Genomic DNA, 26,684 nt, shown 5'->3' on the forward strand with positions numbered 1-26,684 from the left:
TTGATCGGTAGGGGTGGAATCCTGGGCGACATGCTTGAGGACGTACGGGTGAACGACCGCCTGACCATCCCGGCGGCCGAACTCTCGTGGCGTTTCTCCCGCGCGAGCGGCCCCGGTGGTCAGGGCGTCAACACCACCGATTCCCGCGTCGAGCTGTCCTGGGACGTGCTCGGCTCCGACCTGCTGCCACCGTTCCTGAAGGAGCGGGCCGCCGAGCGCCTGGGCACCCGCCTGGTCAACGGCGTCATCACCCTGACCGCCGCCGAACACCGCTCCCAGCTCCGCAACCGCGAGGCCGCGGCCGCCCGCCTGTCCGCCCTGATCGCCGGCGCGGTGTCCGCCCCGCCGAAGGCCCGCCGCGCGACGAAACCGAGCCGGGGCTCGGTGGAGCGCCGCATCGCCGAGAAGAAACGCCGCAGCCAGACCAAACGCAACCGGCGCCCCGACCACGACTGACCACTCTTTGCGGTGAAAAGCGCGGCGCTAGGCGATACGGGACTAGAGAGGATCGTTTCCGGCGCAGTACCTTTCCGCGAGCGAGCCGAGGCCCCGGGAGACCCCCGCGGCGCCTGTGATGCTTGCCGCCCGGAAGCACCGCCGGACGGCGAGGCCGGCCGCCGGGCGCGAGGTTCTTGAGGGGGATTACTCCCGCCCGGCGGTCACGCCCCCCGAGCACAGATTTCGATCACTCGATGGAATGAAAAGCGCGAGACCAGTGATACGGGACTAGCTGATACGGAGCTAGAGCCGCTACGGTTCCCGCCGTGCCCACCCAACAACATGAAACGCTCGTGGAGCTGTTCCGAGATCGGCCCGCCCTGGCCGCGGAACTGCTCGAAGGACCGCTCCCCGGCGACATGCCCCAATTCGACGAGGCCCACCTCTTCTCGGCCGAACTCAACGCCCTGACCCCTACCGAACGCCGTGCCGACGCGGTCATCACCCTCACCCGAGAGGGCAACTTGGTGATGGCTGTCGTGGTCGAAGTACAGCGGCGTGCCGACGCCGACAAACACCGGTCCTGGCCGGCATACGTCGCGACCCTGCGCGATCGCCTGCGGTGCCATGTCGCACTTCTGGTGATCTGCACGAGTCGGCGGGTGGCCGAGTGGGCTAGGGAGCCCATCTACCTGGGGCCACCGGGATCGGTGATCACCCCGGTCGCCATCGGACCGGCTCAGATTCCGAACATCACCGATCCCCGAGAGGCCCGGGAGCACCCGGAACTGGCAGTGCTGTCCGCCATCACCCATGCCGATGATCCTGGTATCGATCTGCTGTTCAAGGCGTATCTTGCGGCCCTCGACGTGCTCGAACCCGACCGCTCGCTTCTCTACCATGACTATGTGCTGTCGGCACTGTCACCCCTGCCCCGAAAGCTGCTGGAGGAACTAATGATGACCGCCGAATACCAGTACAAAAGCGACTGGGCACGCAATCTGGTCGCGGAAGGCAAGGCGGAAGGCAAGGTCGAGAACCAGGCCGAATCAGTGCTCACTGTTCTCGACGCGAAGGGTGTGGCGGTATCAGCCAAAGCTCGTTCGGTGATCACCAACTGCACCGATCTCGCCCAGCTCAACGAATGGCTTCGACGAGCGGTCACCGCCGAACGGATCGAGGACCTCGGCGGAGCGCTGGGAGGCTGATGGACTCCCTGCCCGCTGGCATCGCTGGGTAGGAGGCGGGCGCCGGGTGTGGGGGTTCCGTGGGGGTCCGCTCACGCCCGGCGGTCGCGTCGGCGGCCGGGACGGGCCGCATTGCTCGCGGGGACGAAGCGGTACGGGTGAGTGCGTTTGTGGGCTTCCCACCCGTACCGGAAAAGTGGGTTTAAAGAACTCGGTGGACCCAGCCGAACGGGTCTTCGGCGCGGCCCCGCTGGATGTCGACCAGCTCCTGGCGGATGGCCATGGTGACCTCGCCGGGGCCGCCGTCGCCGACCGTGAAGTCGCCGGACTCGCCCTTGATCACGCCGATCGGGGTGATCACCGCCGCGGTGCCGCACGCGAAGGCCTCGCGGACCCGGCCGGACGCCGCGCCCTCGCGCCACTCGTCCAGGCTGATCGGGCGCTCCTCGACGCGGCGGCCGGCCTTCTGAGCCAGCTTGATGACCGAGTCGCGGGTGATGCCGGGCAGGATCGTGCCGGTCAGCGGCGGCGTCACCAGGGTGCCGTCGTCGAGGACCAGGAAGACGTTCATGCCGCCCAGCTCGTCGATGTACTTCCGCTCCACCGCGTCCAGGTAGACGACCTGGTCGCAGCCGTGCTCGGCGGCCTCGGCCTGCGCCGACAGACCGGCCGCGTAGTTGCCGCCGCACTTGGCCGCGCCGGTGCCGCCGGGGGCCGCGCGGGTGAAGTCCGGTGAGACCCAGATCGACACCGGCTTGACACCGCCGGAGAAGTACGGGCCGACGGGGGACGCGATGACCAGGTACAGGTATTCGGTGGCGGGGCGGACGCCGAGGAAGACCTCACTCGCGTACGCGAACGGGCGCAGGTAGAGGCTGCCCTCGGGGTCGGACGGGATCCAGTCGCGGTCGACGCGGATGATCTCGTGCAGGGACTGGAGGAACGTCTCGACCGGCAGGGCCGGCATCGCCATCCGGGCCGCGGACTGGTTGAAACGGGCCGCGTTGGCGTCCGGGCGGAACATCGCCACACCGCCGTCGGGCAGCGTGTACGCCTTCAGACCTTCGAAGATCTCCTGGGCGTAGTGCAGGACGGCGCTGGCCGGGTCCATCGGGATCGGCGCGCGGGCCGCGACCAGAGGCTCATACCAGCCTTTGCCGTCGGCATACCGCACGGTGACCATGTGGTCGGTGAAGATGCGGCCGAAACCGGGGTTGGCCAGCAGGGCGGAGCGGTCCGCGTCGCTGACGGGTGCCGGGTTCGGACGGATCTCGAAGTCGAGGTTGTCACCACCACTCATGGCAAGTGGACCTGCTTTCTGCAGAAAGAATTCAAGTATGCGGGGGCACCCGGAGCGCCCCAAGAATTTACCCCGAAACGGCAGGGGTAACGAAAGCGCCGAAGGGCGGGTGACGAGTGACTGCTCAGACAGCAGCGGCGACGCGGTCGCCGACCTCGGCGGTACGCAGCGGCGCGCCCGGAGCCCGGGACGCGACCTCGGCCGCGACCGCCTCGGTTACTCGCCGGGCCGCGTCGGTCTGCCCCAGGTGCTCCAGCAGCAGGGCCGCGGAGAGGATGGCGGCGGCCGGGTCGGCAATGCCCTTGCCGGCGATGTCGGGGGCGGAACCGTGCACCGGCTCGAAGGTCGACGGGTAGACCCGCTCCGGGTTGACCGAACCGCTGGCGGCCATGCCGATGCCGCCGGTCACGGCCGCAGCGATGTCGGTGATGATGTCGCCGAACAGGTTGTCGGTGACCACCACGTCGAAACGCTGCGGGTTGCTGACCATGAACATGCTTGCGGCGTCGATGTGCTGGTACTCGGTGGTGACCTCGGGGTGCTCGGCGGCCACGGCGGCGAAGGTGCGCGCCCACAGGCTGCCGGCCTTGGTCAGCACGTTGGTCTTGTGGACCAGGGTGACGTGACGGCGGTCGCGGCGCTCGGCGCGGGCGAACGCGTCCCGGACGACCCGCTCGACGCCGTGCCGGGTGTTGAGGCTCTCCTCGGTGGCGATCTCGGCGGGGGTGTCCTTGTGCAGGACGCCGCCGGCGCCGACGTAGAGGCCCTCGGTGCCCTCGCGGACCACGACCATGTCGATCTCACCGGGCTTGACGCCGGCCAGCGGGCTGGTGGTGCCGGGCCACAGCTTCGACGGGCGCAGGTTCACATACTGGTCGAAGTCGAAGCGGAGCTTCAGCAGCAGACCGCGCTCCAGGACGCCCGGCGGGACACTCGGGTCGCCGATGGCGCCGAGCAGGATGGCCTCGTGGCCGGCCAGCTCGTCCTGCACCGACTGCGGCAGGACCTCGCCGGTGCGGTTGTAGAGGCGGGCGCCCAGGTCGTACTCCTGGTACTCGACCCCGGGGAGGACCGCGTCGATGACCTTGCGGGCCTGCGCGGTCACTTCGGTTCCGATGCCGTCGCCGCCGACAACCGCGATCCGCGCCACGCTCACGATGCACTCCCTAAGTCCTGGTAAACCTCGCTCAGGTTACCCGCCTGTCCCGTTGGATGGATGCAGCGTCCCACCAGGTGAACGGCGAACAGCCCCCGGATCGCGGCAAACGATCACGGGGGCTGAAGCGACGAGAAGTCCCGCCGGGATGCGGCCGCGAGCCCCGGGGACGGACGACATCACCCGAAGACGTGACCGTTCGGAACACGCGGCTGGGGACAACGCTAGCGATGCGGACGGAACACATGCAAGGCGGCACGCCCGCGTGTCGTGCATCCAGTTGGTCGCGTACGCCCGACGGTGATGGCACCATGCGCCGGTGAGTTTCGACCTTGTGGTGTGGGCCATGGCCCCCTCGGCCGAACCGGAGACGGTCCGGGCCGCCAACGAGCGCTGCGCCAGCGGTGTGCACCCGCGGCAGCCCGCCGACCCCCGCGTTGTCGCCTTCTACGACGCCCTGACCAGCCATTACCCGGACCGTGGACCACGTGTGGCGGAGCCCGGCTCGCCGTGGGCCAGTGCTCCGCTGCACGCCGAATCCGACCATATCCACATGAAACTCGACGAGAGCTGCGCCGATGTGGTGCTGGAGCTCATCGAGAAATATGCCGCCCAGTTCCACCTCGACCTCCTGGATCTCCAGGACGGTTCGGTCTACCGGGCCTTCTAACCTCGCAGGTCCACCACCGCGGCCCGGGACGAGCCGATCTCGGCGGCCACCTTCGCCAGCAGATCCGGCTCGACCGCCGAGTCCACGGTCAGCGTCATCAGCGCCTCACCCCCGGCGGCCCGCCGGGCGACCTGCATGGCGGCGATGTTCACCCCGGCCCGGCCCAGCGTGGTGCCGATCCGGCCGACCACCCCCGGCCGGTCGGTGTAGCGCAGGAACAGCAGCACCCCGTCCGGTGTCAGGTCCAGGTCGAAGTCGTCCACACCGACGAGTTTGGCCGGTCGCCCGGCCACGCTCACGGACCGGCCGTCCGGCAGGGCCCCGCGGATCCGCAGCGTCTGATCACCGGGGACGGTCTCCACCGTGACACCCCGCTCGGCCGCCAGACGGGGCGCGTTCACGAAGGTCACCGGCTCGCTCACCACCGGGGCGAACAGCCCTTTCAGCACGGCCAGTTCGAGGATCCCGGTGTCCTCGCCGGCCACCTCGACGGTCACCCGGGCGGCCAGGTGCCCGGCGACGGCGGTGAGCACCCGGCCCAGCTTCTCGGCCAGCGGGAGCAGCGCCCGGATGTCCTCCTCCAGCGGTCCACCGGCACGTACGTTCACCGCCTCCGGCACGAACTCGCCGCGCAACGCCAGCTGGACACTGTGCGCCACGGCCAGCCCCGCCTTGTCCTGAGCCTCTACCGTCGAGGCGCCCAGGTGTGGGGTGACCACCACGTTGTCCAGGGCGAACAGGGGTGACGCGGTGAGTGGTTCGGATTCGAAGACGTCCAGTCCGGCACCCGCGACCCGGCCCTCGATCAGCGCTTCGGCCAGGGCCCGTTCGTCGACCAGCCCGCCGCGCGCGGCGTTGACGATCCGCAGTCCCGGTTTGGCGAGCGCCAGTTCCTTCTCCCCGATCAACCCCACGGTTTCCGGCGTACGAGGGAGGTGTACCGAGATGAAGTCGCTCTCCCGCAGCAGTTGGTCGAGGCCGGTGAGCTGCACCCCGAGCTGTGCCGCCCGAGCGGGCTGGACGTACGGGTCGTACGCGAGCAGCCGCACCCCGAAAGCGGCCATCCGCTGTGCGAACAGCACCCCGATCCGGCCCAGCCCGACCACGCCCACGGTTTTGCCGTGCACTTCGACACCGGTGTAGGCGGAGCGTTTCCAGGCCCCGCCCTTGAGCGCGGCGCTGGCCGACGCGGTGTGCCGGGCGACCGCCAGCAGCAGGGCCACCGCCTGCTCGGCAGCGGAGACGATGTTGCTGGTGGGGGCGTTGACGACGAGCACACCCCGGGCGGTGGCGGCGGGCACGTCGACGTTGTCGAGGCCGACGCCGGCGCGGGCGACGACCTTCAAGCGGCCGGCGGCGGACAGCGCCTCGGCGTCGATCCTCGTAGCGCTGCGGATTATCACCGCATGCGCATCGGGCAGCGCTTCGAGAAGCGCTGCCCGATGCGAGCCGTCCACCTTCACTACCTCGAAGTCCTCAGCCAGCACGTCGAGTGCGGCTGCTGCCAGTTCCTCGGTGACGAGTACTACGGGAGTCATGGACCTCGATATTAGAGACCTTTTTTATGATCAGGCGGTTTCGGTGATGGGCCGGTCCACCCAGCTCATCATGCCGCGCAGCTTCGCACCGGTGATCTCGATCGGGTGCTTGGCGGCCTCCTCGCGGAACTTCTTGAGCTCCGGAGCACCGGCGTCGTCGTCGGCGATCAGGCGGCGGGTGAACTCGCCGGACTGGATGTCGGCGAGGATGGCCTTCATCTCCTCCTTGACCGCGGCGTTGATCACGCGCGGGCCGGAGACGTAGTCACCGAACTCGGCGGTGTCCGACACGCTGTAACGCTGACGGGCGATGCCGCCCTCGTACATCAGGTCGACGATCAGCTTGAGCTCGTGCAGGCACTCGAAGTAGGCGATCTCGGGGGCGTAGCCCGCCTCGGTCAGCACCTCGAAACCGGTCTGCACCAGCGCGGACGCGCCGCCGCAGAGGACGGCCTGCTCGCCGAAGAGGTCGGTCTCGGTCTCCTCCTTGAAGGTGGTCTTGATGACGCCCGCGCGGGTGCCACCGATCGCCTTCGCGTAGGAGAGCGCCAGCGCCTGGCCCTCGCCGGTCGGGTCCTGCTCGATCGCGATCAGCGCGGGGACGCCCTTGCCGTCCACGTACTGACGGCGGACCAGATGACCCGGGCCCTTCGGGGCGACCATGGCGATGGTCACGTCGGCCGGCGGCTTGATCAGCTCGAAGCGGATGTTCAGGCCGTGGCCGAAGAACAGCGCCTTGCCCGCGGTCAGGTTCGGCTCGATCGACTCGGCGTAGATCTTGCGCTGCGCGGTGTCCGGCGCGAGCACCATGATCACGTCGGCCCAGGCGGACGCCTCGGCCGGGGTCTTCACGGTCAGGCCCTGCTCCTCGGCCTTCGGACGGCTCTTCGAGCCCTCCTGCAGACCCACCACGACCTCGACACCCGAGTCCCGCAGCGACAGCGAGTGCGCGTGGCCCTGGCTGCCGTAGCCGATCACGGCGACCTTCTTGCCCTGGATGATCGACAGGTCGGCGTCGCCGTCGTAGAACACTTCCGCGGTCATGACTTCCTTCTTCTCTCTGCTTGCTTCGTCAGATCAGGCGGCGCGGAGCGCTGGGCCCGTGGTGATGGAACGGGAACCGCGGCCGATGGCCACGAGGCCCGACTGGACCATCTCCTTGATGCCGTACGGCTCGAGGTCGCGCAGCAACGCATCCAGTTTGTCGGGATTACCGGTGGCCTCGATCGTCAGGGTGTCCGGAGCGACGTCGATCACGCGCGCCCGGAACAACTCGACGGTCTCGAGCACCTGGCCGCGCTGCGCCCGATCGGCACGCACCTTGACCAGCAGGAGCTCGCGCTGGACCGACTGCGTCGGGTCCAGCTCCACGATCTTCAGGACGTTGACCAGCTTGTTGAGCTGCTTGGTGACCTGTTCCAACGGGGACTTCTCCGCGTTGACGACGATCGTGATGCGGCTGACGTCCGGGTTCTCCGTCTCGCCGACCGCAAGGGAATCGATGTTGAAGCTGCGCCGGGAGAACAGCCCGCTCACCCGGGCGAGCACGCCGGGCTTGTTCTCGACCAGCACGGACAAAGTGTGTTGGTGAGTCATCAGAGGTCGTCCTCCTCGAACGTCGGGCGCACGTCCCGGGCGAACATGATCTCGTCGTTGCTGGTGCCGGCCGCGACCATCGGCCACACCATGGCGTCCTTGCCGACCGTGAAGTCGATGACCACCGGCGCGTCGTTGATCTCCATGGCCTGCTTGATGATCTTGTCGACGTCGTCCTTCGACTCGCACCGCAGGCCGACACAGCCGAGCGCCTCGGCCAGCTTCACGAAGTCCGGGATCCGGTGCTTGTGCGTGCCCAGCTCGGTGTTCGAATAGCGCCCGTCGTAGAACAGGGTCTGCCACTGCCGGACCATGCCCAGGTTGCCGTTGTTGATCACGGCGACCTTGATCGGGATGCCCTCCAGCGCGCAGGTGGCCAGCTCCTGGTTGGTCATCTGGAAGCAGCCGTCGCCGTCGATCGCCCAGACCGCGGTGTCCGGCTGGCCGACCTTGGCGCCCATCGCGGCCGGAACCGCGTACCCCATGGTCCCGGCGCCGCCCGAGTTGAGCCAGGTGCCCGGCTTCTCGTACTTGATGAACTGGGACGCCCACATCTGGTGCTGCCCGACACCGGCGCAGTAGATCGCGTCCGGGCCGACCAGCTCGCCGATCCGCTCGATCACGTACTGCGGGGCCAGCGTGCCGTCGGTCGGCTCCTCGTAGCCCAGCGGGTACCGCTCGCGCAGGTCGTTGAGGGTGTTCCACCAGCCGGGGTACTGCTCGACACCACCCGCGGAGGCGGACACCGCCGCGATCAGCTCGTCGATCACGTGCCGGGCGTCACCGACGATCGGGACGTCCGCGTGCCGGTTCTTGCCGATCTCGGCCGGGTCGATGTCGGCGTGCACGATCTTGGCGTCCGGCGCGAACGAGTCCAGCTTGCCGGTCACCCGGTCGTCGAACCGGGCGCCCAGGGTGACCAGCAGGTCCGCCTTCTGCAGGGCGTACACCGCGGGAACCGTGCCGTGCATGCCGGGCATGCCCAGGTGCTGTGGGTGCGAGTCGGGGAACGTGCCGAGCGCCATCAGGGTGGTGACCACCGGGATGCCGGTCAGCTCGGCCAGCTTGCGCAGCCCGTCGGTGGCGCCGGCCTTCAGCACGCCGCCGCCGACGTACAGCACCGGGCGCTTGGCCGCCGCGATCAGCCGGGCCGCCTCCCGGATCTGCTTGCCGTGCGGGTGCAGGGTCGGGCGGTAACCGGGCAGGTCCAGCGTCGGCGGCCAGGAGAACGTGGTCTGCGACTGCTGCACGTCCTTCGGGATGTCGACGAGCACCGGGCCGGGCCGGCCGGTGGACGCCAGGTGGAACGCCTCGGCCAGGATCCGGGGCAGCTCCTCGGGCGTCTGCACCAGGAAGTTGTGCTTGGTGATCGGCAGGGTGATGCCCTGGATGTCCGCCTCCTGGAAGGCGTCCGTGCCGATCGCCGCGCGGGACACCTGGCCGGTGATCGCCACGATCGCCACCGAGTCCATGTACGCGTCGGCGATGGCCGTCACCAGGTTCGTCGCGCCCGGGCCGCTGGTCGCGATGCAGACGCCGACCTTGCCGGTGGCCTGCGCGTACCCGGTGGCCGCGTGCCCGGCGCCCTGCTCGTGCCGGACCAGGATGTGCCGGACCTTCGAGTCGAACAGCGGGTCGTACGCCGGGAGGATGGTGCCGCCCGGGATGCCGAAGACGACCTCGACCCCGAGCGCCTCGAGCGACCGGACGAGCGCCCCGGCACCGGTGGTGGCTACCGGTGCCACGACGGTGGGAGCGGAGTTCACGGCCGCCGCGACGGTGGCCGGAGTGGCTCGATGGGCGAGGGTTTCAGGAGTGGGTCTCGTCATGGCAAGTCAGACCTTTTCGGTAGTCGGTCCCAGTACTTGAGCAACAAAAAAGGCCCTCGTGCGGATTGCACGGGACCTAGCGCACTCTCTTCCAACCGGAGAGTGCGCTCAGATAAGTACTCGGGACGCGAAGCACATGCGGCTAACCTTGCCCGATCTCACGGCCTGAGTCAACTGATCCCACATTTTGATCACGCGTCGCCGGGACAAAATCCGGATCCCCCGGCAGCAACGCTCTGACCTGCCGCATTCCCGGTCCGAGGCGGACCACCTGACTGCGGGCCGGCGCGTCGTTCGGCGGCGTGGAACGCGGCGCCGGAAGCGGTCGCGGGGTCGGCCGCTCGGCCCGCAACCGCGACTCCAGATGCTCGGCCGGCACGCCCCAGCCGAACAGCGAGCCCTGACCCAGCCGGCAGCCCGCCTCCTCGACCGCCTCCAGTTGCGCCTGCGTGCCGATCCCCTCGGCCAGCACCTCCAGACCGAGCCGGTGCCCCATCCGGACCACCACGTCCACCAGCGGGGCGGCCGTCCCGGTCCGGGACTCCGGCTCCGCCACCAGCGCGTGGTCGATCTTCAGGATGTCGACCGGCAGCGTGCGCAGCTGGGTCAGCGACGAATACCCGGCGCCGAAGTCGTCCAGCGCGATCCGCACCCCGGTCGCGCGCACCTCGGCGAGCCGGCGGACCAGCTCCTCCATGTCGGTGGCCACCGCGTGTTCGGTCACTTCCAGGACCAGGCGCTGCGGCGGTACGCCGTACTCCGCCAGCACATCGGCGACGCGACCGGCGTAATCCGCGTCGTGCAGCTCCTTGGGCGACAGGTTCACCGACAGCCAGACGTCGTGACCCGCGGCGCGCCACTCGGCGAGCTGCCGGACCGACTCGCGCAGCACCCAGGCGCCGATCCGGTTGATCAGGCCGGACTCCTCGGCCACCGGGATGAACTCGACCGGCCCGACCTTGCCCAGCTCCGGATGTGTCCAGCGGAGCAGCGCCTCGGCGCCCACCGGCCGCATCGACGGCAGCGCCACCACCGGCTGGAACACCAGGTGCAGCTGGCCACGGTCGATGGCGTGCCGCAGTTCACCGGTCAGCGTCCCGCGGCGGCGCAGCAGTTCGTCGTACCCCGCCTGATATTGCTCCACCCGGTTCTTGCCGCGCTGTTTGGCGTACCGCAGCGCGAGGTCGGCGTCGTGCAGCAGCTCACCGGTCGCGGCCACCCCGAGACTCGCGGAGAGGAAGATCTGACCGCCGTCCAGCTCGTACGGCTCACCGAGCACCGCGAGCAGCCGGTGCGCCGCCAGCACGGCCTCGCCGGAGTCGCCCCGCATCAGCACCGCGAACTCGTCGCCGCCGAGCCGGGCCGCCACGTCCCCGGCGAGCAGGTTGCGCCGCAGCCGGGCGCCCACCTCGGCCAGCACCGCGTCACCGACGTCGTGCCCGCGCAGGTCGTTGACGCTCTTGAAGCCGTCCATGTCGATGCCGATCAGGGCCTTGGCCACGTCCGGTTCGGTGCGCAGCGCCTCCTGCAGGCCGCGCCGGTTGGCCAGCCCGGTCAGCGGATCGGTGTGCGCCAGATCCCGGTAGTGCGCCTCGCTCTGCCGCAGCCGTGTCGTGTAGCTGCGCACGTCCTCCAGCGCCAGGTACTGCCGGGCCACCACGGCCAGGCCCTCGACCGCGACACCGACGTAACCGAGCATGTCCATCCGGCCGTCCTGGCACAGGTGGTAGCCGAGCGCGCCGATCACGGCGAGCATGGGGACCACCGCGTACGCCGCGCCCCGCTCCAGCACGTCGCCGCAAATCTCGACCGGACGGTCCGCGGCCCGCACCGCCCAGGCCACGATCGCCAGACCGGCGGTCATCAGCACCCCGGCGGCCAGGATGAATTCCCCGGCGGACCGGCAGATCCCGATGGCCAGCAGGTTCGCCGCGCACGCCACCACGGTCACCCCGGCCGCCACCCGGACGGTGTGCCGCCGCGGCCGGTGCGCGTGTAGCCCCAGCACCGCGGTCAGGCCCAGCCCCAGCACCAGCAGCACGGCCGGCAGCAGGATCGCCGGGCATCGTTCCGGGGTGGCGTCGCCGAGGATCCGGGTCGGGGCGCTGACCAGCACCCAGCCGACGAACCAGACGGCCGCCGCGATCACCAGCCCGTCCAGCACGTGCCGGAGCGCGGCCGCCGGGCTGCGGGCGGCGCCGGGCAGCACCACCGTGCCGGCCAGCAGGAACAGCGTGCCGATCCCCATGCCGATGGCGACCGCGGTGGCCAGCGAGCGGCTGTGCTCCGCCGAGTGGGTGTGCCCGCTGGTCAGAGCGGTGATCAGGCCGGCCAGCGCCGCGGCGGTGACGATCGCGCCACCGGCCGCCAGGAGCAGGTGTGCCCGGCGGGCCGCTCCGGTGTGCCGGCGGCCGGATCGCCCCAGGTAGGCGACGGCCGGTACGGCGAGGATCAGGCCCACGAGGCCCGCCAGTTCCATACCGGACGGTGAGTGCACGAACACACTGTGCCGGATCTTCGGCATTTACGACACCCCATGTGTCCCGAGCTGTGGACGTCATGCCCGGCTTCGGGCCTGCGCAGTGGCACTATGGGTGACATGCCTGAGCTGCGCTCCCGGACCTCTACACACGGCCGGACCATGGCCGGCGCGCGTGCCCTGTGGCGCGCCACCGGCATGACCGACTCCGATTTCGGCAAGCCGATCGTCGCCATCGCCAACAGCTACACCCAGTTCGTACCCGGGCATGTGCACCTCAAGGACATGGGTGGGCTCGTCGCTGATTCGATCTTCGAGGCGGGTGGGATCGGCCGCGAGTTCAACACCATCGCCGTCGACGACGGCATCGCCATGGGCCACGGCGGCATGCTCTACTCCCTGCCCAGCCGGGAGCTGATCGCCGACGCCGTGGAATACATGGTGAACGCGCACTGCGCCGACGCCCTGGTCTGCATCTCGAACTGCGACAAGATCACCCCCGGCATGCTGATCGCCGCGCTGCGGCTCAACATCCCGACGGTCTTCGTCTCCGGCGGCCCGATGGAGGCCGGCAAGACGATCGCCATCGAGGGCATCGTCCACGAGAAGCTGGACCTGGTCGACGCGATGAGCGCCGCCGCCAACGACAACGTCACCGACCAGCAGCTGGACACCATCGAGCGGTCCGCCTGCCCCACCTGCGGCTCCTGCTCCGGCATGTTCACCGCCAACTCGATGAACTGCCTGACCGAGGCGATCGGCCTGGCGCTGCCCGGCAACGGGTCGGTCCTGGCCACCCACGCCTCCCGTAAGGGTCTGTTCGAGGAGGCCGGCCGGCTGATCGTGCAGATCGCCAAGGAGTACTACGAGAACGACGACGCGTCGGTGCTGCCGCGCTCGATCGCCAACCGGGACGCCTTCGAGAACGCGGTGGCCCTGGACGTGGCGATGGGCGGCTCCACCAACACGGTGCTGCACCTGCTGGCCGCCGCCCGCGAGGCCGAGCTGGACTTCAGCGTCGCCGACATCGACGCCGTCTCCCGCCGGGTGCCGTGCCTGGCGAAGGTCGCACCGAACAGCCCGAAGTACCACATGGAGGACGTGCACCGGGCCGGTGGCATCCCCGCCCTGATGGGTGAGCTGTACCGGGGCGGCGCCCTCAAGACCGAGGTGCGGTCGATCCACTCCCCCGACCTGCCCTCCTGGCTCGACAAGTGGGACATCCGGGCCACCGCGCCGTCGCCGGAGGCGCTGGAGCTGTTCCACGCCGCGCCGGGTGGTGTCCGCACCACCGAGGCGTTCTCGACCCGGAACCGGTGGGCCTCGCTGGACACCGACGCCGAGGGTGGCTGCATCCGGTCGGTGGAGCACGCCTACACCGTCGACGGCGGTCTGGCGATCCTCTTCGGCAACCTGGCTCCGGACGGCTGTGTGGTCAAGACCGCCGGTGTGGACGAGTCGATCTGGAAGTTCACCGGCCCGGCCCGGGTCTACGAGTCCCAGGACGACGCGGTCACCGGCATCCTCGGCAAGGAGGTCGTCGAGGGCGACGTCGTGATCATCAGGTACGAGGGTCCGCGTGGTGGCCCCGGCATGCAGGAGATGCTCTACCCGACGTCGTTCCTCAAGGGCCGTGGCCTGGGCAAGGCGTGCGCGCTGATCACCGACGGCCGGTTCTCCGGCGGCACGTCCGGGCTGTCCATCGGCCACGTCTCCCCCGAGGCGGCCGGCGGCGGGCTGATCGCCCTGGTCGAGACCGGTGACGAGATCACCATCGACATCCCGGGCCGCGGCATCACGCTGAACGTGCACGACGACGAGCTGGCCCAGCGCCGGCACGCCCAGGAGCGGCGCCCGAAGCCGTACACACCTGTCGACCGCCAGCGCCCGGTGTCGGCGGCCCTGCGCGCCTACGCCTCGATGGCCACGGCCGCCTCGGACGGCGCCTACCGCCGGGTTCCGGAGTAGGTTCGTTCCACTCGACGCCATAGGTTCGTTCCACTCGACGCCAGCGGTGAGCCGAGGTGACTCGGCTCACCGCTGGCGTTTCAGGTCCCGCCGTCCCGCTGCCACCGGAGTGTCCCGATCGTGAGCATGGAGCCACCGCCCCCGTTCGTCCTGTCCCCGGAGACTCCGGCCACCGCGCCGGCACCCGGGCCCCGGGTCTGGATTCTGGCCGCCGCCGGGGCCGCGCTGCTCGGTGTGGGGCTGGTGGGCGGCTATTTCATCGGTGTCCGGTCGGCGTCCACGGCTTCTTCCGCGAGCCAGGCCGTTGCGGCGGGCACGGATGCTTCGACGACGCCGGGTGTCGACGCGGGGACGCCGTCCGCGGCGCTGGTGCCGGATCAGTCGGGTAGGTTCGCCGGGACCGAGGCCGCCGTGCTGGCCGGGCCCTGGATCCCGGAACTCGGCAACTGTGTGAGCGACCGGGACGCGGGCGGGCCGAAGCTGGAGAACGGGCGGACCGAGGCGATCAACTGTCAGCTCGGTGACCTGAACGTCTACTTCGAGACGTTCAAGACGGCCAAGGAGTTCGGCTGGACCAGGGACTACCGGGCGGAGGCCAGCCGCAAGAGCCGGGCGTCGGCGCCGGGAGCGGAGACCCCGCGACAGAAGGCCGGCGCGGTGACAGGTGAGACCGGGACCTATTTCGAGTACGTCACCGGAAAGACCTGTGGCCTGTTCTGGACCCACGCCGGCTCGCTGACCGACCTGCGCCTGGAAGCCGACTGCGCGTCGATCGACAATTCCTGGCCGGCACTGCGCGGGGTGTGGAACCGGTTCAGCTGAGCCGCCTTGAGTAGCCGTACCGCAGAAGAAAGCCCGCCCACCGGAAACCGGCGGACGGGCCTCGACCGAGTGGCATCGCTATTTCAGCGCGCCCTCCATGATGCCGCGGACCAGCTGGCGGCCGCCGAGGAGCAGCAGGATCACCAGCGGGACGGTGGCCACGAAGGCGCCCGCCAGGACCCGCCGGTAGACCACGTAGTTGCCGCTGGCCAGGTCGGAGAGGGCGACCATCGAGGTCGGGAAGTCGGTGCCGTTCAGCGTGATCAGCGGCCACTGGAAGTCGTTCCAGGTGGCCACGAAGGTGAGCAGGCCGAGGACGGCGAGGGCGGGCCGGATCGCCGGGACCACCACGGTCCAGTAGATCCGCAGGGTGAGGGCGCCGTCGATGCGGGCCGCCTCGACCAGCTCGTCCGGGATGGCGTGGGCGATGAACTGGCGCATGTAGAAGACGCCGAACGCGCTGACCAGGCCGGGGGCGATGACGGCGAGCAGCTGACCGTTCCAGCCCAGTTTGCCCATCAGGATGTAGAGGGCGACCACACCGAGCTGGTTGGGCACGGTCAGGGTCAGGATCACCACGAACATCAGCACGTTGTTGCCCTTGAACCGCAGTTTCGCGAAGGCGAAGCCGGCCAGCGAGCAGAAGAACAGCGTCGACGCGGTGACCACGACCGCCACGATCAGGCTGTTGATCAGGGAGGCGGTGAAGTAGACGTCCTGCATCCCGAAGACCTCGGACAGGTTCGTCATCAGGTTCGAGCCGGGGATCACCGACGGCGGCGAACTCATCACGGCCTCGTCGGTGCTCGTCGCGATCACGAACATCCAGTAGACCGGGAACGCCGAGACCAGCAGGATCAGGGTCAACGCGAGGTACGACTTCCAGGTGCCCGGGGTGTCCTGGGGCGCCCGGCTCAACAGACGGCTGCTCACTTTCCGCCTCCGAGGCGCCGGGTGGCCAGGTAGTTGACACCGGCCACGATCAGGATGATCAGGAACAGGGCCCAGCTCATCGCGGCCGCGTACCCGAGGTCGAGGTCCCGCCAGCCGACCTTGTAGATCAGCTGCGCGATGGTCCGCCACTCGTGGTCGTAACCGCCGTTGGCCAGGGCTGGGTTCTCGTCGAACAGCATCGGCTCGCTGAACAGTTGCAGCCCGCCGATGGTGGAGAGGATGACGGTGAACAGCACCACCGGCTGGATCATCGGCACGGTGATCGCCCACAGCTGCTTCCACGGGCCGGCGCCGTCGACCGCGGCGGCCTCGTAGACGTCCTTCGGGATGGCCTGCATCGCGGAGAGGTAGAGCAGCGCGTTGTAGCCGATCCACTTCCAGTTGACCATGGTGGCGATGGCGAGCCAGCTGCTCCAGGTCGAGGCGCGCCAGTCCAGCGGCTGCTCCTGACCGAATCCGACAAGTGACAGGAGCCAGTTGGCCATGCCGTAGTCACGGCTGAAGAAGATCGCGAAGACCAGGGTGGAGGCGGCGACCGGGGTGACGTACGGCAGCAGGATGCCGATCCGCCAGAAGGTCGAGCCGCGCAGTTTGCGGTTCAGCAGGTTCGCGATCATCAGCGCGAGGAGCAGCTGCGGAACGGTGGAGAGGATGAAGATGCCGAACGTGTTGAGCAGGGCGTCCCAGAAGTCGGTGTCCTGCACCAGCGCGGAGAAGTTCGCCATCCCGGCCCAGCCGGTGAGGGTCGGGTCGTCGAGCCGCCAGTTCCGCAGCGCGACGATGCCGTTGAAGATGATCGGGAACAGCCCGAAGACCGCGAAGAGCAGGAAGAACGGCGCGATCAGCAGATAGGGCACGGTCTTGGTGTCGAAACGGTAGAGCCAGAACTTCGCGCGGTTCGGCGGCGCGTGCTTCGGCTCCTCCGGGCGCGCGACGCGGACGTCGGTGAGGGCCACGGGGTAACTCCTAGAACCTGGGGCCGGACGGCGGGGCGGCTGTCAGCCGCCCCGCCGTTTCTTCGGGATGGAGCAGGAGCTTCTACTTGGCGGACTTCGCGACCTTCTCGGCGTCCTTGACCGCCTCGGCCCAGGCGTCGGCGGACTTGAGCTTGCCCTGGCCGACCCGGTTGATCACGTTCTCCACGGCGACCCGGGTGGGGCCGTTCTTCTTACCGAGGTACTGCGGCTGCAGGTTCGCGGCGGTGGCGGCGAAGATCTGGCCGGTCGGCGCGTCGGTGAAGAACTCCTTCTTGTAGTCCAGGACGGCCGGGTCCTTGTACAGCTCGGGCTGCGAGGGCAGGTTGCCGACCGTCTTGAAGATCTCGATCTGCTGCTCCGGCTGCACCAGCCAGGAGACGAGCTTGTAGGCCTCGTCGGCGTTCTTGGTCTGCTTCGGGATGGTCCACCAGGAACCGCCCCAGTTACCGCCGCCGCCGGGGATCGCGGTGATGTCCCACTTGCCCTTCTGGTCCGGCGCGGTCTCCTGGATGTGGCCGAGCATCCACGCCGGGCAGGGCAGCGCCGCGAACTGGTCCTTCTTGAAGCCCTGGTCCCAGTTCGGCTGGAAGGCGGCCAGGTTGGCGGAGATGCCCGCGTCGATGGCCTTCATCGCGACGTCGAAGCCGGCCTTCGGTCCGCCGTCCATCTTCAGCGTCTCGGTCTCGTCGTAGAAGCCGGCCGGCTGCTGCGAGAGGACCGGGTTGAACAGATTGGTGGCGGAGTCGACGAACTTCTTGCCGGTCTTCGCGGTGTACTTCTTGCCGGTCTCGATGAACGCGTCCCAGGTCGGCCACAGCTTGCCGACCGACTCGCGGTCGGTGGGCAGGTCGGCCGCCTTGAACAGGTCGGTGCGGTAGCACATGGCCAGGCCGCCGACGTCGGTGCCGAGACCGATCTGCTTGCCGTCGGTGGACTGCGAGGCCTTCCACTTCCAGGGCAGGTACTTCGCCTCGAACGTACCGGCGGCGCCCTTGTCGTTCAGGTTCAGGAACTGGTCGGCCTGGCTGCGGAACTGGACGATGAAGCCCTCGTCGACCATCGCGATGTCCGCCGCGCCGGAGCCGGCGACCAGCTTCTTCTGCAGGTCCTCGTGCTGGGCGTTGTATTCACCCGAGTTCAACGCGATCTTGACGTTCGGGTTGGCCGCCTCGTACTTGCTCTTGAGCTCCTCCAGGCCCGAACTCCCGAAGACGTTCACTTTGAGAGTGACCTGGGTGGTGCCGTTACCGGAGTCCTTGTTGCCCTCCAGGGCCTGACCGCTGCAACCGGTGATCGCCAGGGCGGCGACCAGCCCGGTGGCGCCCACGCGCAGCACGCGGCGTCCGGAAAATTCCATGTCATTTCCTCCGCAAGGAGATCCACATCACTGAACCGGGTAAGTTGGGGAGACCGTAAGCCTGGCTTTCATCGGTGTCAATACCGGGTTACGGGCGCGCTCCCAGTCCGCCGCAAGCCGGATTTTTCGGACAGCGGGTTTACATGGATCGATGTGTGACGTAACACTTAACCGATCAAGTGCGGTTCAGGCGCCCGGGGAGTCCAGCGGCCCGCACCCGGCGACCGATAAGCTCGGCGGCAGTGGGGACAGAGGAGATTGCGTGAAACGGCCCACGATCGCCGACATCGCCCGGCGGGCGGGCGTGTCCAAGGGCGCCGTGTCGTACGCCCTCAACGGCCAGCCCGGCGTCTCCGAGGCGACCCGGAAACGCATCCTGTCGATCGCGCAGGAGATCGGGTTCAACGCCAACAGCGCCGCCCGCGCCCTCTCCGGCGCCCGGGCCCGCGCCGTCGGCCTGACCCTCTGCCGGCCCGCCCGGATCCTCGGCATCGAGCCCTGGTTCATGGGCCTGATCAGCGGTTTCGAGGCCGAGCTGGGCGCCCGGTCGTACGCGTTGACGCTCCAGGTGGTGGCCACCCCCGAGCAGGAGGTCGAGGTCTACCGCCGCTGGTGGGGTGAGCGCCGGATCGACGGCGTGATCGTCACCGACATCCGCGAGGGCGACGTCCGCATCCCGGTCCTGCAGCAGCTCCAGCTGCCCGCGGTGGTGATCGGCGGCCCCGGCGACACCGGGCCGATCGCCCAGATCTGGTCCGACGACGCCGGCGCGATCACCGAGGCGGTGCGTTACCTGGTCGCTCTCGGGCACCACCGGATCGCCCGGGTCAGCGGCAACGCCGACCTGCTGCACACCCAGAACCGGACGAAGGCGTTCGAGGCGGTCTGCGCGTCACTCGGGCTGGACCACGCGCTCACCATCCCGGCCGACTACACCGGTGAGGAGGGCAGCCGGGCCACCCGGCGCCTGCTGATCGGTGGCGACCGGCCCACCGCGATCATCTACGACAACGACGTGATGGCGGTCGCCGGCCTGGCCGTGGCCCAGGAGATGGGGCTCTCGGTTCCCGGCGACCTGTCCATCGTGGCCTGGGACGACTCGCCGCTGTGCAGTCTCGTGCACCCGCCGCTGACCGCGCTGAGCCGGGACATCTCGGCGTACGGCGCGCAGGCCGCGCGGGAGCTGCTCGCCGCCATCGACGGGCAGGTGGTCGGCAACGTGGAGGCCGGTCGGGTGCACCTCACGCCGCGCGGCAGCACCGCCCCGCCGCGCTGAAAGCCGCGCGGCAGCAACGCCCCGCCGCGCTGAAAGCCGCGCGGCAGCATCGCACCGCCATGCTGAGGCCGCTCAGGCGCGGTGGCTCTCCAGATAGGCCTCGACCCGCTCGGCCGGGCCCGGGCGGCCCAGCGCGAAACCCTGCCCGAACCGGCAGCCGGCCCGCATCGCCGCCTCCGACTGGCCGGCCGTCTCCAGGCCCTTGGCGACGATGTCCAGGCCGAGCCGGCGACCGAGACTGACCACCACCTCGACCACCGACGTGCTCCCCACCAGCGACGGGCTCAGTTTCAGCATGTCCACCGGCAGCCGCCGCAGATGGGACAGCGAGGTCTGGCCCGCGCCGAAGTCGTCCAGCGCCGCCCGCACCCCCAGGTTGCGCAGCCCGGTCAGGGCCGCCACGATCGCCGGCACGTCCTCGGCGATCCACGTCTCGGCCACCTCGATGATCAGCCGCTCCGGCGCCAGCCCGCGATCGCGCAGGACGGTGGCCACCCGTTCCGGGAACCGGGCGGTGAGCAGCTCCCGCGGGCCGACGTTGACCGACAGCCAGACGTCGTCGCCACCCCAGGCGGCGAGGGTGCGGCAGGCCTCGTCGAGCACCCACTCGTCCAGCGCGGCGGTGATCCCGATGGCGGCGGCGATCTGCAGGATCTCGGCCGGCATGATCGTGCCCAGCTCCGGGTGCCGCCAGCGCAGCAGCGCCTCCACCCCGGCCGGGCGGCCGTCCGCCAGCGCCGCCACCGGCTGGAAGACCAGGTCCAGCTCGCCACGGTCGGCCGCGCCGAGGAGCTGCTGTTCCAGGCCCATCCGGCGGTGCAACTGGATCTCGACGTCCGGGTCGTACCACTCGACCCGGTCCCGGCCCAGTTGCCGGGCCCGCTGCCGGGCCAGGTCGGCGTACCGCAGCACCTCGTCGGAGTCGGTGGCCGCGGCCAGCTCGGCCAGGCCCACGTTGGTGTGCAGGTCGAGGGTCGCGCCGGGCAGGGCGTAGGGCTCGCCGAGCGCGGTCACGATCCGGGTGGCCAGGGCGTACGCCGGAACCGCCGACTCGCCGGTCAGCACCGCGAACTCGTCCCCGCCCAGCCGGGCCGCCATGTCGCCGTCGCCGACCAGGGATCGCAGCCGCCGCGCCACCTCGATCAGCACCGCGTCGCCGATCTCCCGGCCCCGGCTGTCGTTGATCTCGGCCAGCCCGTGCAGGTCGATGACCAGCAGCGTGCCGCGCTGACCGGCCCGGCGGCGCATGGCCAGCAGGTCCCGCATCAGCGCCCGCCGGTTCGCCAGCCCGGTCAACTGGTCCAGGAAGGAGAGTTTGTGCAGAGTGCGCTCCAAGTGACGCCGCTCCCCGACGTCGCGCACGTGCACCACCAGCGCCGCCACCTCGGGCACCGACCGCTGGTCCGAGATCGTCGACTCGGTCTCCCGCCAGAGCCGGGCGCCGTCCCGCAACCGGGCGCTGAGCAGCACCGGCGGCCCGCCCTCCGGCTCACCGGCCAGCACCGCGCCGATCACCGCCTCGGCGTCCGGGGTGTCCTCCGGGTGGATCAGCTCCCGGAACTCCCGGCCCAGCACCTCCTCGTCACGCAGCCCGAACAGCCGGGCCGCGGCCGGTGACTGCCAGCGCACCACCAGACTCTCGTCCAGCACCAGGGTCAGATCGGTGGCGCCGGCGACCAGCGAACGGAAGTGCGCCTCGGCGACCCGCAGCCGGCCCGCGTACCGCCTGATGTCCCGGACCACCAGCAGCTCCCGGACCACCAGCACACTGACCATCAGCAGTCCGAAAAGGATCGCCTCGGTGCCGAAATCCCGGACGGTCAGCAGGTGCCAGATCGCGGCGATCACGCCGACCGCGGCCGGCAGCGCCAGCAGCGGATAGCTGGCCAGGTACTGGTCCGGGTGCCGGGGCTCCAGCACCGGTGGCGGCAGATCCCGGCGCGCGCCGCCTGCCGCCGACGCGGCCAGCCCGGTCACCACCCCCAGCCCGGCCAGCATCGCGAGCGGGCCGGACGGTTGCAGCACCAGCCCGGTCAGCGACAGCAGCGACACCACCGAGCCGGCCCCGCACCACAACGAGGCGTACGGCCGGGGACGGGCCCGCAGCACCATCACCGTCACGATCGCCACGCCGCCCGCGGTGACGAGCAGCGCCGGCACCACGTCCGGGCGGTCCGCCGCCGCCGGGACCAGGTAGATGGCAAAACCCAGACTCACCCCGAGACCCACGCCGTCGTACGCCCGGCGCAGCCGCACCACCCACCCGCGAGCCGCCCCGGGCAGCAACGACGTGCCCACCACCTGACAGAACGCGATCACCGCCAGCCCGACGGTCAGCCCGGTCACCCGGTGCTCCGGCAGCAGCCACGGGACCAGGCCGGTGACGCCGGTGGCCAGCGCGCCCAGCCCGACGAACCCGGCGCCCCGGCAGGCCGCGAAGACCCGCTCGGCCCGGTGGATGGCCAGCGCGGCCCGGATCAGCAGGACACCCGCGACCAGACCGGCGGCGCCGATCGCCCAGGCGAGCGCGACCGGTGCCGGGACGATGTCCAGGGCACCCGCCAGCAGCAGCACGGCGATCATCGACGAGTCCTCATGCTTCGGATTTCCGGTCGCTCCGGGTCAACGACGGTCCCCGGATCGGGTTACGGCACGGCGTGTCGTACCCCACGATCTGTCATCGACAGGTGGCGGTCAACCGGGCCCGTTTCCGGGGTGGGAGGATGTGGGCCGTGAGCAGTCGTCCCGTCCTCCGCCTCCGTAAAACCGGCGCCGTGCTGGTCGCCGCGCTGATCGCGCTGGTCGGCACCGCCCCGCTCGCCGGTCTGTCGTGGGCTCTGAGCCCGCTGTTCCTGTTCCCGATCACCGCACTGGTCTGGGCCTGGCGGGCCGGCACCGACGTCTACCCCGACGAGGTCCGGGTGCGTGCGCTGTTCGGTTCCACGGTCGTGCCGTTCAGCGAGATCACCGAGATGGCGCCGGACGCGCGCGGTGACGTCGTGGCGCTGCTCGACAACGGCAACACGATCAAGCTGACCGGGATGACCCGGGACAACCTGCCTCTGGTCATGCGCACGATCGGCAAGCTGGACCCGGCCGCGGATCATTGAGCCGGTCTTGTCAGGGCGCACGGTTACCCTGGTCGGCGTAGCCGAAGGAGGTGGTCTGGTCGTGCTCTCCCGCAGGAGCCGGTTCGTCGCCACGCTTGCCGTGGCCGTGCTCTCGCTGACCGCCGGGTGCAGCTTCGGGCCGCCCGGCCCCGACCAGGCCGGTTCCCCGCCCAACCTGCCCCGCCCGTCGGCCGCGCCGACCGCGGGCGGTGACGACGGCGAGCGCCAGGTGGCGATCACCGTGCTGGCGAAGAATCTGGAGATTCCCTGGGGCATCGCGTTCCTGCCGGACGGCGGAGCGGTGGTCACCGAGCGCGACACCGGCCGGATCCTGAAGGTCGGTCCCGAGTCGACCGCGAGCGGTCTCAAGGTCGCCGAGCTGCGCCGGCTCAACGAGGTCAAGGCGGCCGGTGACGGTGGGCTGCTCGGCGTCGCGGTCTCCCCCGACTACAAGACCGACCAGACGTTGTATGTGTACTACTCCACCGATCGTGACAACCGGATCGGCAAGCTGGCCGGTGACGGCGCGCTCCAGCCGCTGCTGACCGGCATCCCGCGGTCGGCCGAGTTCAACGGCGGCGCGCTGGCGTTCGGCCCGGACGGCTTTCTCTACGCCGGCACCGGCGACGCCACCCCCGCCGGTGGCCAGGCGCCCACGGCGAAGAGCCTGGCCGGCAAGATCCTGCGGATCACCACGGCCGGCAAACCTGCGCCCGGCAATCCGGTCAAGACGTCCCCGGTCTGGTCCTCGGGCCACCGCAACGTCCAGGGTCTCGCCTGGGACCAGGCGAAACGCCTGTATGCCACCGATCGCGGCCAGCCCCGCAACTCCGAGCTGAACGTGATCGTGAAAGGCAAGAACTACGGCTGGCCGAAAGCCGACGGCGCCGGCGCCGATCCGAAACTGACCGATCCGCTGGCGTCCTGGCCGTCCGACAGTTCGTCGTGCGCCGGGGTCGGCGTGTTGGAGACGATGGTGGCCACCGCGTGCCTGCTCGGCGAGAAGATGACGCTGCTCACCGTGACCGCCAACGGCACGGTCCTGGGCAGCGCGCAGGAGCTGCTGGCTGGCGAGTTCGGCCGGCTGCGGGCGCTCGCCACCGCGCCGGACGGTTCGCTCTGGGTGTCCACCTCCAACCAGGAGGACGCCGGCGATCCGGGCCCGGAGGACGACCGTCTGATCCGGCTGGTCCTCTCCGACGGCGGCGCCGGCCGGAGTTGACCGTGCCGAGATTGACAGTACTGGCGTTAACGGTGGGTGACTGTTTCGTCCCGAGCCCACGCGGGCAGGTGAGGCCCCGATGATGCGAGAACGGCCTTTGTGGCTCCGCCGTCTGCGTTCCGCGGGCGACCTGACCGGCCGGGTCTACCGGCACCGCTGGGCCCGTCGTGTCCGGGTGGCCACCGCCGTCGCCCTGACCGGGCTGACCGGCGCGATGATCGGCGTGATGCTGTTCGCGCGGGCCGATCTCAACGTCGGCCCGTTCAGCGCCGAGATGTCGGTGACACCGTCCACCGCGGGCGGCACCGAGATCGACATCCCGCCGCTCGGCTCCCTGCACCTGGACAGTCACCGCGGCCCGGTGCACCTGCGGGTCGCTCTCGGGTCGCTGGACCAGAGCCGGACCGAGGCGCTGATCGACAATCCGTCGGCGATCAGCACGGCCGGGAACAGCGCCGCCGAGGAGGTGGTCAGCGGCGTGTCCAAACTCGCGCTCCGGGCGCTCGGGCTGGCCGTCGCCGGTGGGCTGCTGCTGGGCGCGCTGGCGTTCCGGGACATGCGGCGCACCGCCGCCGCCGGGGTGACGGCACTGGTCGTCACCGGCGGCAGTCTGGGGCTGGCGGCAGGCACGCTGCGACCGGATTCGATCAGCGAGCCGCGTTATGAGGGACTACTCGTCAACGCGCCCGCCGTGGTCGGTGACGCCCGGCGGATCGCCGACAACTACGGCAAGTACACCGAGCAGCTGCAGGCCATCCTGGGCAACGTCAGCCGGGTCTACGCGACCATCTCGGCGCTGCCCGTCTACGAGCCGGCCGGCAACACCACACGCATTCTGCACGTCTCCGACCTGCACCTGAACCCGGCTTCGTGGGGCCTGATCCGGACCGTGGTGGAGACCTTCGAGATCGACGCGGTGATCGACACCGGCGACATCGTGGACTGGGGCAGCAGCGCCGAGACGACGTACGTGTCGTCGATCCCGTCGATCCAGGTGCCGTACATCTTCGTCCGCGGCAACCACGACTCGACCGCGATCCAGGCCGCCATCGCCCGGCAGAGCAACGCGATCGTCCTCGACGACACCCTCACCGAGATCGACGGGCTGACCATCGCCGGGATCGGTGACCCGGCGTTCACCCCGGACAAGAGCGAGACCAACGAGGCCGGGGACAACGCCGGGCCGGAGATCCACACCGCGGCCGGGGAGCGGCTCGCCCAGACCATCCGGAACTCCGGCAAGCCGGTGGACATCGCGCTGGTGCACGACCCGGCGATGGCGCAGCCGCTGTCCGGGCTGGTGCCGCTGGTGCTCGCCGGGCACCAGCACAACCGCTCGGTGTCGATGCTGCCCGCGCCGACCCCGGTCGAGCCGGACCCGTCGGCGTCACCGTCGCTGATGCCGTCACCCTCGGTCGCCGCGACCACCCCGATGGCGACCCGGCTGATGGTGGAGGGCTCGACCGGTGGGGCCGGGCTGCGCGGCCTGGAGAAGGACGAGCCGACCCCGCTCAGCCTGTCGGTGCTCTACTTCGACGAGAACAAGGAACTGAAGGCGTACGACGACATCCGGCTCGGTGGCACCGGCGAATCCAACGTCGAGATGCAGCGCAAGGTGATCGGGCTGGAACCCGAGCCGGCGCCGAGCCCGAGCCCGTCCTCCGCCGTCCCGCTCACGTCGGCTTCGTGAGTTCCAGGGTCAACGATCCGGTGTCCAGGCCTTCCGGGTCCACCTCCAGGGTGTAGGTGCCGGCCGACGCGCTGAACGGCAGCGTCACCTCGGGTGTCGCCGTGGTCAGGGCCCCGTCGGCCACCGCCAGCCCGACGGGTGTGGTCAGCCGCAGCCGGGTCGGCTCGCTGCCGGTCAGCGTGGTGCGCCGGGCCGTCAGCCGGAACTGGTCGTTCTCCGCCGCCGGGAACGTCACCCGGGCCCGCTCCCCCGGGCGGGTCAGGGTGAGCCGGGTGGGCTTGCCGGGGGTCAGTTCGGCGGTGACCGTGCCGACCAGCTGGACGGTGAGGGTGCCGGTGCCCAGGGTGTCCGGGTTGATCTCGACGGTGTGCCGGCCGCCGACGGTCGTGGTGAAGTCGAGGGTCCGGTAGTCGGCCTCGTACCCGACCGCCCCGGCCGTCTGCACCTCGCCACCCGGCCCGCGGACCTCCAGATGGGTGTACTCGTCCCGGGCGATCGAGCCGCGCCGGGCCACCAGGGTCAGCTGACGGCCGGCGACGGTCTCGAAACCGAGGAAGGCCCGTTCGCCCGGCTTTCCGATCGAGACCAGCCGGGACGAGCCGCCCGCGGTCAGGGTGCCGGTCGTCGTGCCGGCCAGGCTCAGCTGCAGGGTGCCGTGGTCCTGCGCCGCCCGGGGCCGCACCTCGACCGTGTAGGCGCCGGGCGCCGGGGCGGTGAAGTCGACGGTCAGGTCCGACCAGGTGGTCAGCAGGGTGCCCTCGGCCACGTCGGCGCCGTCGTGGCGGATCACCAGGTCGGTGTTGTCCCCGGCGGTGAGGGTCTTACGACGGGCCACCACGGACAGCCGCTGGCCGGCGGTGGTGGCGGTGAACCGCGCGACACCCGGGCCGGCGAGGTCGAGCACCACACCGGGGCCGCCCACGGTCAGCGGTCTGTCCCTGCCCTTCGCGGGCGCGGTGGAGACGGCCTTCGCGGGCGCGGGAGCCGTGGAGATCAGGAATGATGCCGTCAACAGTGCGGCGAGCGCCCACCGCCGACATCCGGAATGAGCTGCCATCGTGGCAGGCTATGCGCCCCGGTCCGGCAAAACCGGGTAAACCACGAAAAACGTCCGC

At 70.1% G+C, this 26,684-nt stretch carries 21 protein-coding genes; 9 read left to right on the top strand and 12 right to left on the bottom strand.

The genetic code is table 11. The features are described 5' to 3' along the window. The first annotated feature begins 30 nt into the window (after positions 1–30). Both arfB and Aco03nite_RS11000 read left to right on the top strand, forming a co-directional pair. Positions 31–456: an alternative ribosome rescue aminoacyl-tRNA hydrolase ArfB gene (gene arfB, locus Aco03nite_RS10995; protein ID WP_203794901.1), complete on the top strand. Its 426-nt coding sequence runs from the start codon at positions 31–33 to the stop codon at positions 454–456. 308 nt (positions 457–764) lie between these two features. After that, a complete protein-coding gene (locus tag Aco03nite_RS11000) occupies positions 765–1,646 on the top strand; it encodes a hypothetical protein (RefSeq protein ID WP_203794903.1) in 882 nt (293 codons plus the stop codon). Between the two features lie 181 nt (positions 1,647–1,827). Here Aco03nite_RS11000 and Aco03nite_RS11005 read toward each other — a convergent pair whose 3' ends face one another. Both Aco03nite_RS11005 and Aco03nite_RS11010 read right to left on the bottom strand, forming a co-directional pair. Beyond that, on the bottom strand, positions 1,828–2,925 hold the full coding sequence (locus Aco03nite_RS11005; RefSeq protein WP_203794905.1) for a branched-chain amino acid aminotransferase: 1,098 nt from the start codon (positions 2,923–2,925) through the stop codon (positions 1,828–1,830). Between the two features lie 124 nt (positions 2,926–3,049). Beyond that, entirely contained in the window at positions 3,050–4,075 is a 1,026-nt protein-coding gene (locus tag Aco03nite_RS11010; RefSeq protein ID WP_203794973.1) for a 3-isopropylmalate dehydrogenase, read from the bottom strand. A gap of 325 nt (positions 4,076–4,400) precedes the next feature. On the opposite strand from Aco03nite_RS11010, the gene Aco03nite_RS11015 reads away from it, so the two are divergent. Then, positions 4,401–4,751 (top strand): hypothetical protein, encoded by a 351-nt coding sequence (locus tag Aco03nite_RS11015; RefSeq protein WP_092553273.1) that lies wholly within the window; start codon positions 4,401–4,403, stop codon positions 4,749–4,751. Here Aco03nite_RS11015 and serA read toward each other — a convergent pair. The 5 genes from serA to Aco03nite_RS11040 form a co-directional block, all read right to left on the bottom strand. After that, positions 4,748–6,289, bottom strand: a complete 1,542-nt coding sequence (gene serA / locus Aco03nite_RS11020; RefSeq protein WP_203794907.1) for a phosphoglycerate dehydrogenase — start codon at positions 6,287–6,289, stop codon at positions 4,748–4,750. The genes Aco03nite_RS11015 and serA overlap by 4 nt on opposite strands. 30 nt (positions 6,290–6,319) lie before the next feature. Beyond that, the gene (gene ilvC, locus Aco03nite_RS11025; protein WP_203794909.1) at positions 6,320–7,333 is read right to left on the bottom strand and encodes a ketol-acid reductoisomerase; all 1,014 of its coding nucleotides are present in this window, start codon (positions 7,331–7,333) and stop codon (positions 6,320–6,322) included. Between the two features lie 33 nt (positions 7,334–7,366). Next, positions 7,367–7,885 carry an acetolactate synthase small subunit gene (gene ilvN / locus Aco03nite_RS11030; RefSeq protein ID WP_203794911.1) on the bottom strand — a complete coding sequence of 173 codons (519 nt, stop codon included), beginning with the start codon at positions 7,883–7,885 and terminating at the stop codon, positions 7,367–7,369. Further along, positions 7,885–9,714 (bottom strand): acetolactate synthase large subunit, encoded by a 1,830-nt coding sequence (locus Aco03nite_RS11035; protein ID WP_203794913.1) that lies wholly within the window; start codon positions 9,712–9,714, stop codon positions 7,885–7,887. The genes ilvN and Aco03nite_RS11035 overlap by 1 nt, the downstream gene beginning before the upstream one ends. Positions 9,715–9,856: 142 nt before the next feature. Then, entirely contained in the window at positions 9,857–12,238 is a 2,382-nt protein-coding gene (locus Aco03nite_RS11040; RefSeq protein WP_239145062.1) for a putative bifunctional diguanylate cyclase/phosphodiesterase, read from the bottom strand. Positions 12,239–12,313: 75 nt separating this feature from the next. Between Aco03nite_RS11040 and ilvD the strand changes: the two genes are divergently transcribed. Further along, on the top strand, positions 12,314–14,161 hold the full coding sequence (gene ilvD, locus Aco03nite_RS11045) for a dihydroxy-acid dehydratase (protein WP_203794915.1): 1,848 nt from the start codon (positions 12,314–12,316) through the stop codon (positions 14,159–14,161). Between the two features lie 120 nt (positions 14,162–14,281). Beyond that, positions 14,282–14,983 (top strand): hypothetical protein, encoded by a 702-nt coding sequence (locus Aco03nite_RS11050; protein WP_203794917.1) that lies wholly within the window; start codon positions 14,282–14,284, stop codon positions 14,981–14,983. Between the two features lie 78 nt (positions 14,984–15,061). Here Aco03nite_RS11050 and Aco03nite_RS11055 read toward each other — a convergent pair whose 3' ends face one another. The 3 genes from Aco03nite_RS11055 to Aco03nite_RS11065 all read right to left on the bottom strand — a co-directional run bounded on the left by Aco03nite_RS11055 (position 15,062) and on the right by Aco03nite_RS11065 (position 18,271). Next, positions 15,062–15,901, bottom strand: a complete 840-nt coding sequence (locus Aco03nite_RS11055; RefSeq protein WP_203794975.1) for a carbohydrate ABC transporter permease — start codon at positions 15,899–15,901, stop codon at positions 15,062–15,064. A gap of 11 nt (positions 15,902–15,912) precedes the next feature. After that, the gene (locus tag Aco03nite_RS11060) at positions 15,913–16,893 is read right to left on the bottom strand and encodes a carbohydrate ABC transporter permease (RefSeq protein ID WP_203794919.1); all 981 of its coding nucleotides are present in this window, start codon (positions 16,891–16,893) and stop codon (positions 15,913–15,915) included. 82 nt (positions 16,894–16,975) lie between these two features. Then, positions 16,976–18,271 (bottom strand): ABC transporter substrate-binding protein, encoded by a 1,296-nt coding sequence (locus tag Aco03nite_RS11065; RefSeq protein WP_203794921.1) that lies wholly within the window; start codon positions 18,269–18,271, stop codon positions 16,976–16,978. A 262-nt stretch (positions 18,272–18,533) separates the two neighbouring features. Between Aco03nite_RS11065 and Aco03nite_RS11070 the strand changes: the two genes are divergently transcribed. Next, entirely contained in the window at positions 18,534–19,547 is a 1,014-nt protein-coding gene (locus tag Aco03nite_RS11070) for a LacI family DNA-binding transcriptional regulator (protein ID WP_203794923.1), read from the top strand. Between the two features lie 72 nt (positions 19,548–19,619). On the opposite strand, the gene Aco03nite_RS11075 is transcribed toward Aco03nite_RS11070, so the two are convergent. Continuing rightward, a complete protein-coding gene (locus Aco03nite_RS11075; protein WP_203794925.1) occupies positions 19,620–22,130 on the bottom strand; it encodes a putative bifunctional diguanylate cyclase/phosphodiesterase in 2,511 nt (836 codons plus the stop codon). A 140-nt stretch (positions 22,131–22,270) separates the two neighbouring features. On the opposite strand from Aco03nite_RS11075, the gene Aco03nite_RS11080 reads away from it, so the two are divergent. From Aco03nite_RS11080 to Aco03nite_RS11090, 3 genes are all read left to right on the top strand, one after another. Further along, the gene (locus tag Aco03nite_RS11080; RefSeq protein WP_373872591.1) at positions 22,271–22,657 is read left to right on the top strand and encodes a PH domain-containing protein; all 387 of its coding nucleotides are present in this window, start codon (positions 22,271–22,273) and stop codon (positions 22,655–22,657) included. Between the two features lie 61 nt (positions 22,658–22,718). Continuing rightward, the gene (locus tag Aco03nite_RS11085; RefSeq protein ID WP_203794929.1) at positions 22,719–23,879 is read left to right on the top strand and encodes a PQQ-dependent sugar dehydrogenase; all 1,161 of its coding nucleotides are present in this window, start codon (positions 22,719–22,721) and stop codon (positions 23,877–23,879) included. A gap of 79 nt (positions 23,880–23,958) precedes the next feature. Beyond that, a complete protein-coding gene (locus Aco03nite_RS11090; protein WP_203794931.1) occupies positions 23,959–25,569 on the top strand; it encodes a metallophosphoesterase family protein in 1,611 nt (536 codons plus the stop codon). Here Aco03nite_RS11090 and Aco03nite_RS11095 read toward each other — a convergent pair. Continuing rightward, entirely contained in the window at positions 25,553–26,626 is a 1,074-nt protein-coding gene (locus tag Aco03nite_RS11095; protein WP_203794933.1) for a PPC domain-containing protein, read from the bottom strand. The genes Aco03nite_RS11090 and Aco03nite_RS11095 overlap by 17 nt on opposite strands. Between the last annotated feature and the right edge of the window lie 58 nt (positions 26,627–26,684).

The organism is Actinoplanes couchii (assembly GCF_016862075.1).
GTDB lineage: Bacteria > Actinomycetota > Actinomycetes > Mycobacteriales > Micromonosporaceae > Actinoplanes > Actinoplanes couchii.

Excerpts from the sequence above, each read along its gene's own strand:
- arfB (WP_203794901.1), top strand. The coding sequence starts at position 31 with ATGCTTGAGGACGTACGGGTGAACGACCGCCTGACCATCCCGGCGGCC.
- Aco03nite_RS11005 (WP_203794905.1), bottom strand. The coding sequence starts at position 2,925 with ATGAGTGGTGGTGACAACCTCGACTTCGAGATCCGTCCGAACCCGGCA.
- serA (WP_203794907.1), bottom strand. The coding sequence starts at position 6,289 with ATGACTCCCGTAGTACTCGTCACCGAGGAACTGGCAGCAGCCGCACTC.
- ilvC (WP_203794909.1), bottom strand. The coding sequence starts at position 7,333 with ATGACCGCGGAAGTGTTCTACGACGGCGACGCCGACCTGTCGATCATC.
- ilvN (WP_203794911.1), bottom strand. The coding sequence starts at position 7,885 with ATGACTCACCAACACACTTTGTCCGTGCTGGTCGAGAACAAGCCCGGC.
- Aco03nite_RS11035 (WP_203794913.1), bottom strand. The coding sequence starts at position 9,714 with ATGACGAGACCCACTCCTGAAACCCTCGCCCATCGAGCCACTCCGGCC.
- Aco03nite_RS11040 (WP_239145062.1), bottom strand. The coding sequence starts at position 12,238 with ATGCCGAAGATCCGGCACAGTGTGTTCGTGCACTCACCGTCCGGTATG.
- ilvD (WP_203794915.1), top strand. The coding sequence starts at position 12,314 with ATGCCTGAGCTGCGCTCCCGGACCTCTACACACGGCCGGACCATGGCC.
- Aco03nite_RS11065 (WP_203794921.1), bottom strand. The coding sequence starts at position 18,271 with ATGGAATTTTCCGGACGCCGCGTGCTGCGCGTGGGCGCCACCGGGCTG.
- Aco03nite_RS11075 (WP_203794925.1), bottom strand. The coding sequence starts at position 22,130 with ATGATCGCCGTGCTGCTGCTGGCGGGTGCCCTGGACATCGTCCCGGCA.
- Aco03nite_RS11080 (WP_373872591.1), top strand. The coding sequence starts at position 22,271 with ATGTGGGCCGTGAGCAGTCGTCCCGTCCTCCGCCTCCGTAAAACCGGC.
- Aco03nite_RS11090 (WP_203794931.1), top strand. The coding sequence starts at position 23,959 with ATGATGCGAGAACGGCCTTTGTGGCTCCGCCGTCTGCGTTCCGCGGGC.
- Aco03nite_RS11095 (WP_203794933.1), bottom strand. The coding sequence starts at position 26,626 with ATGGCAGCTCATTCCGGATGTCGGCGGTGGGCGCTCGCCGCACTGTTG.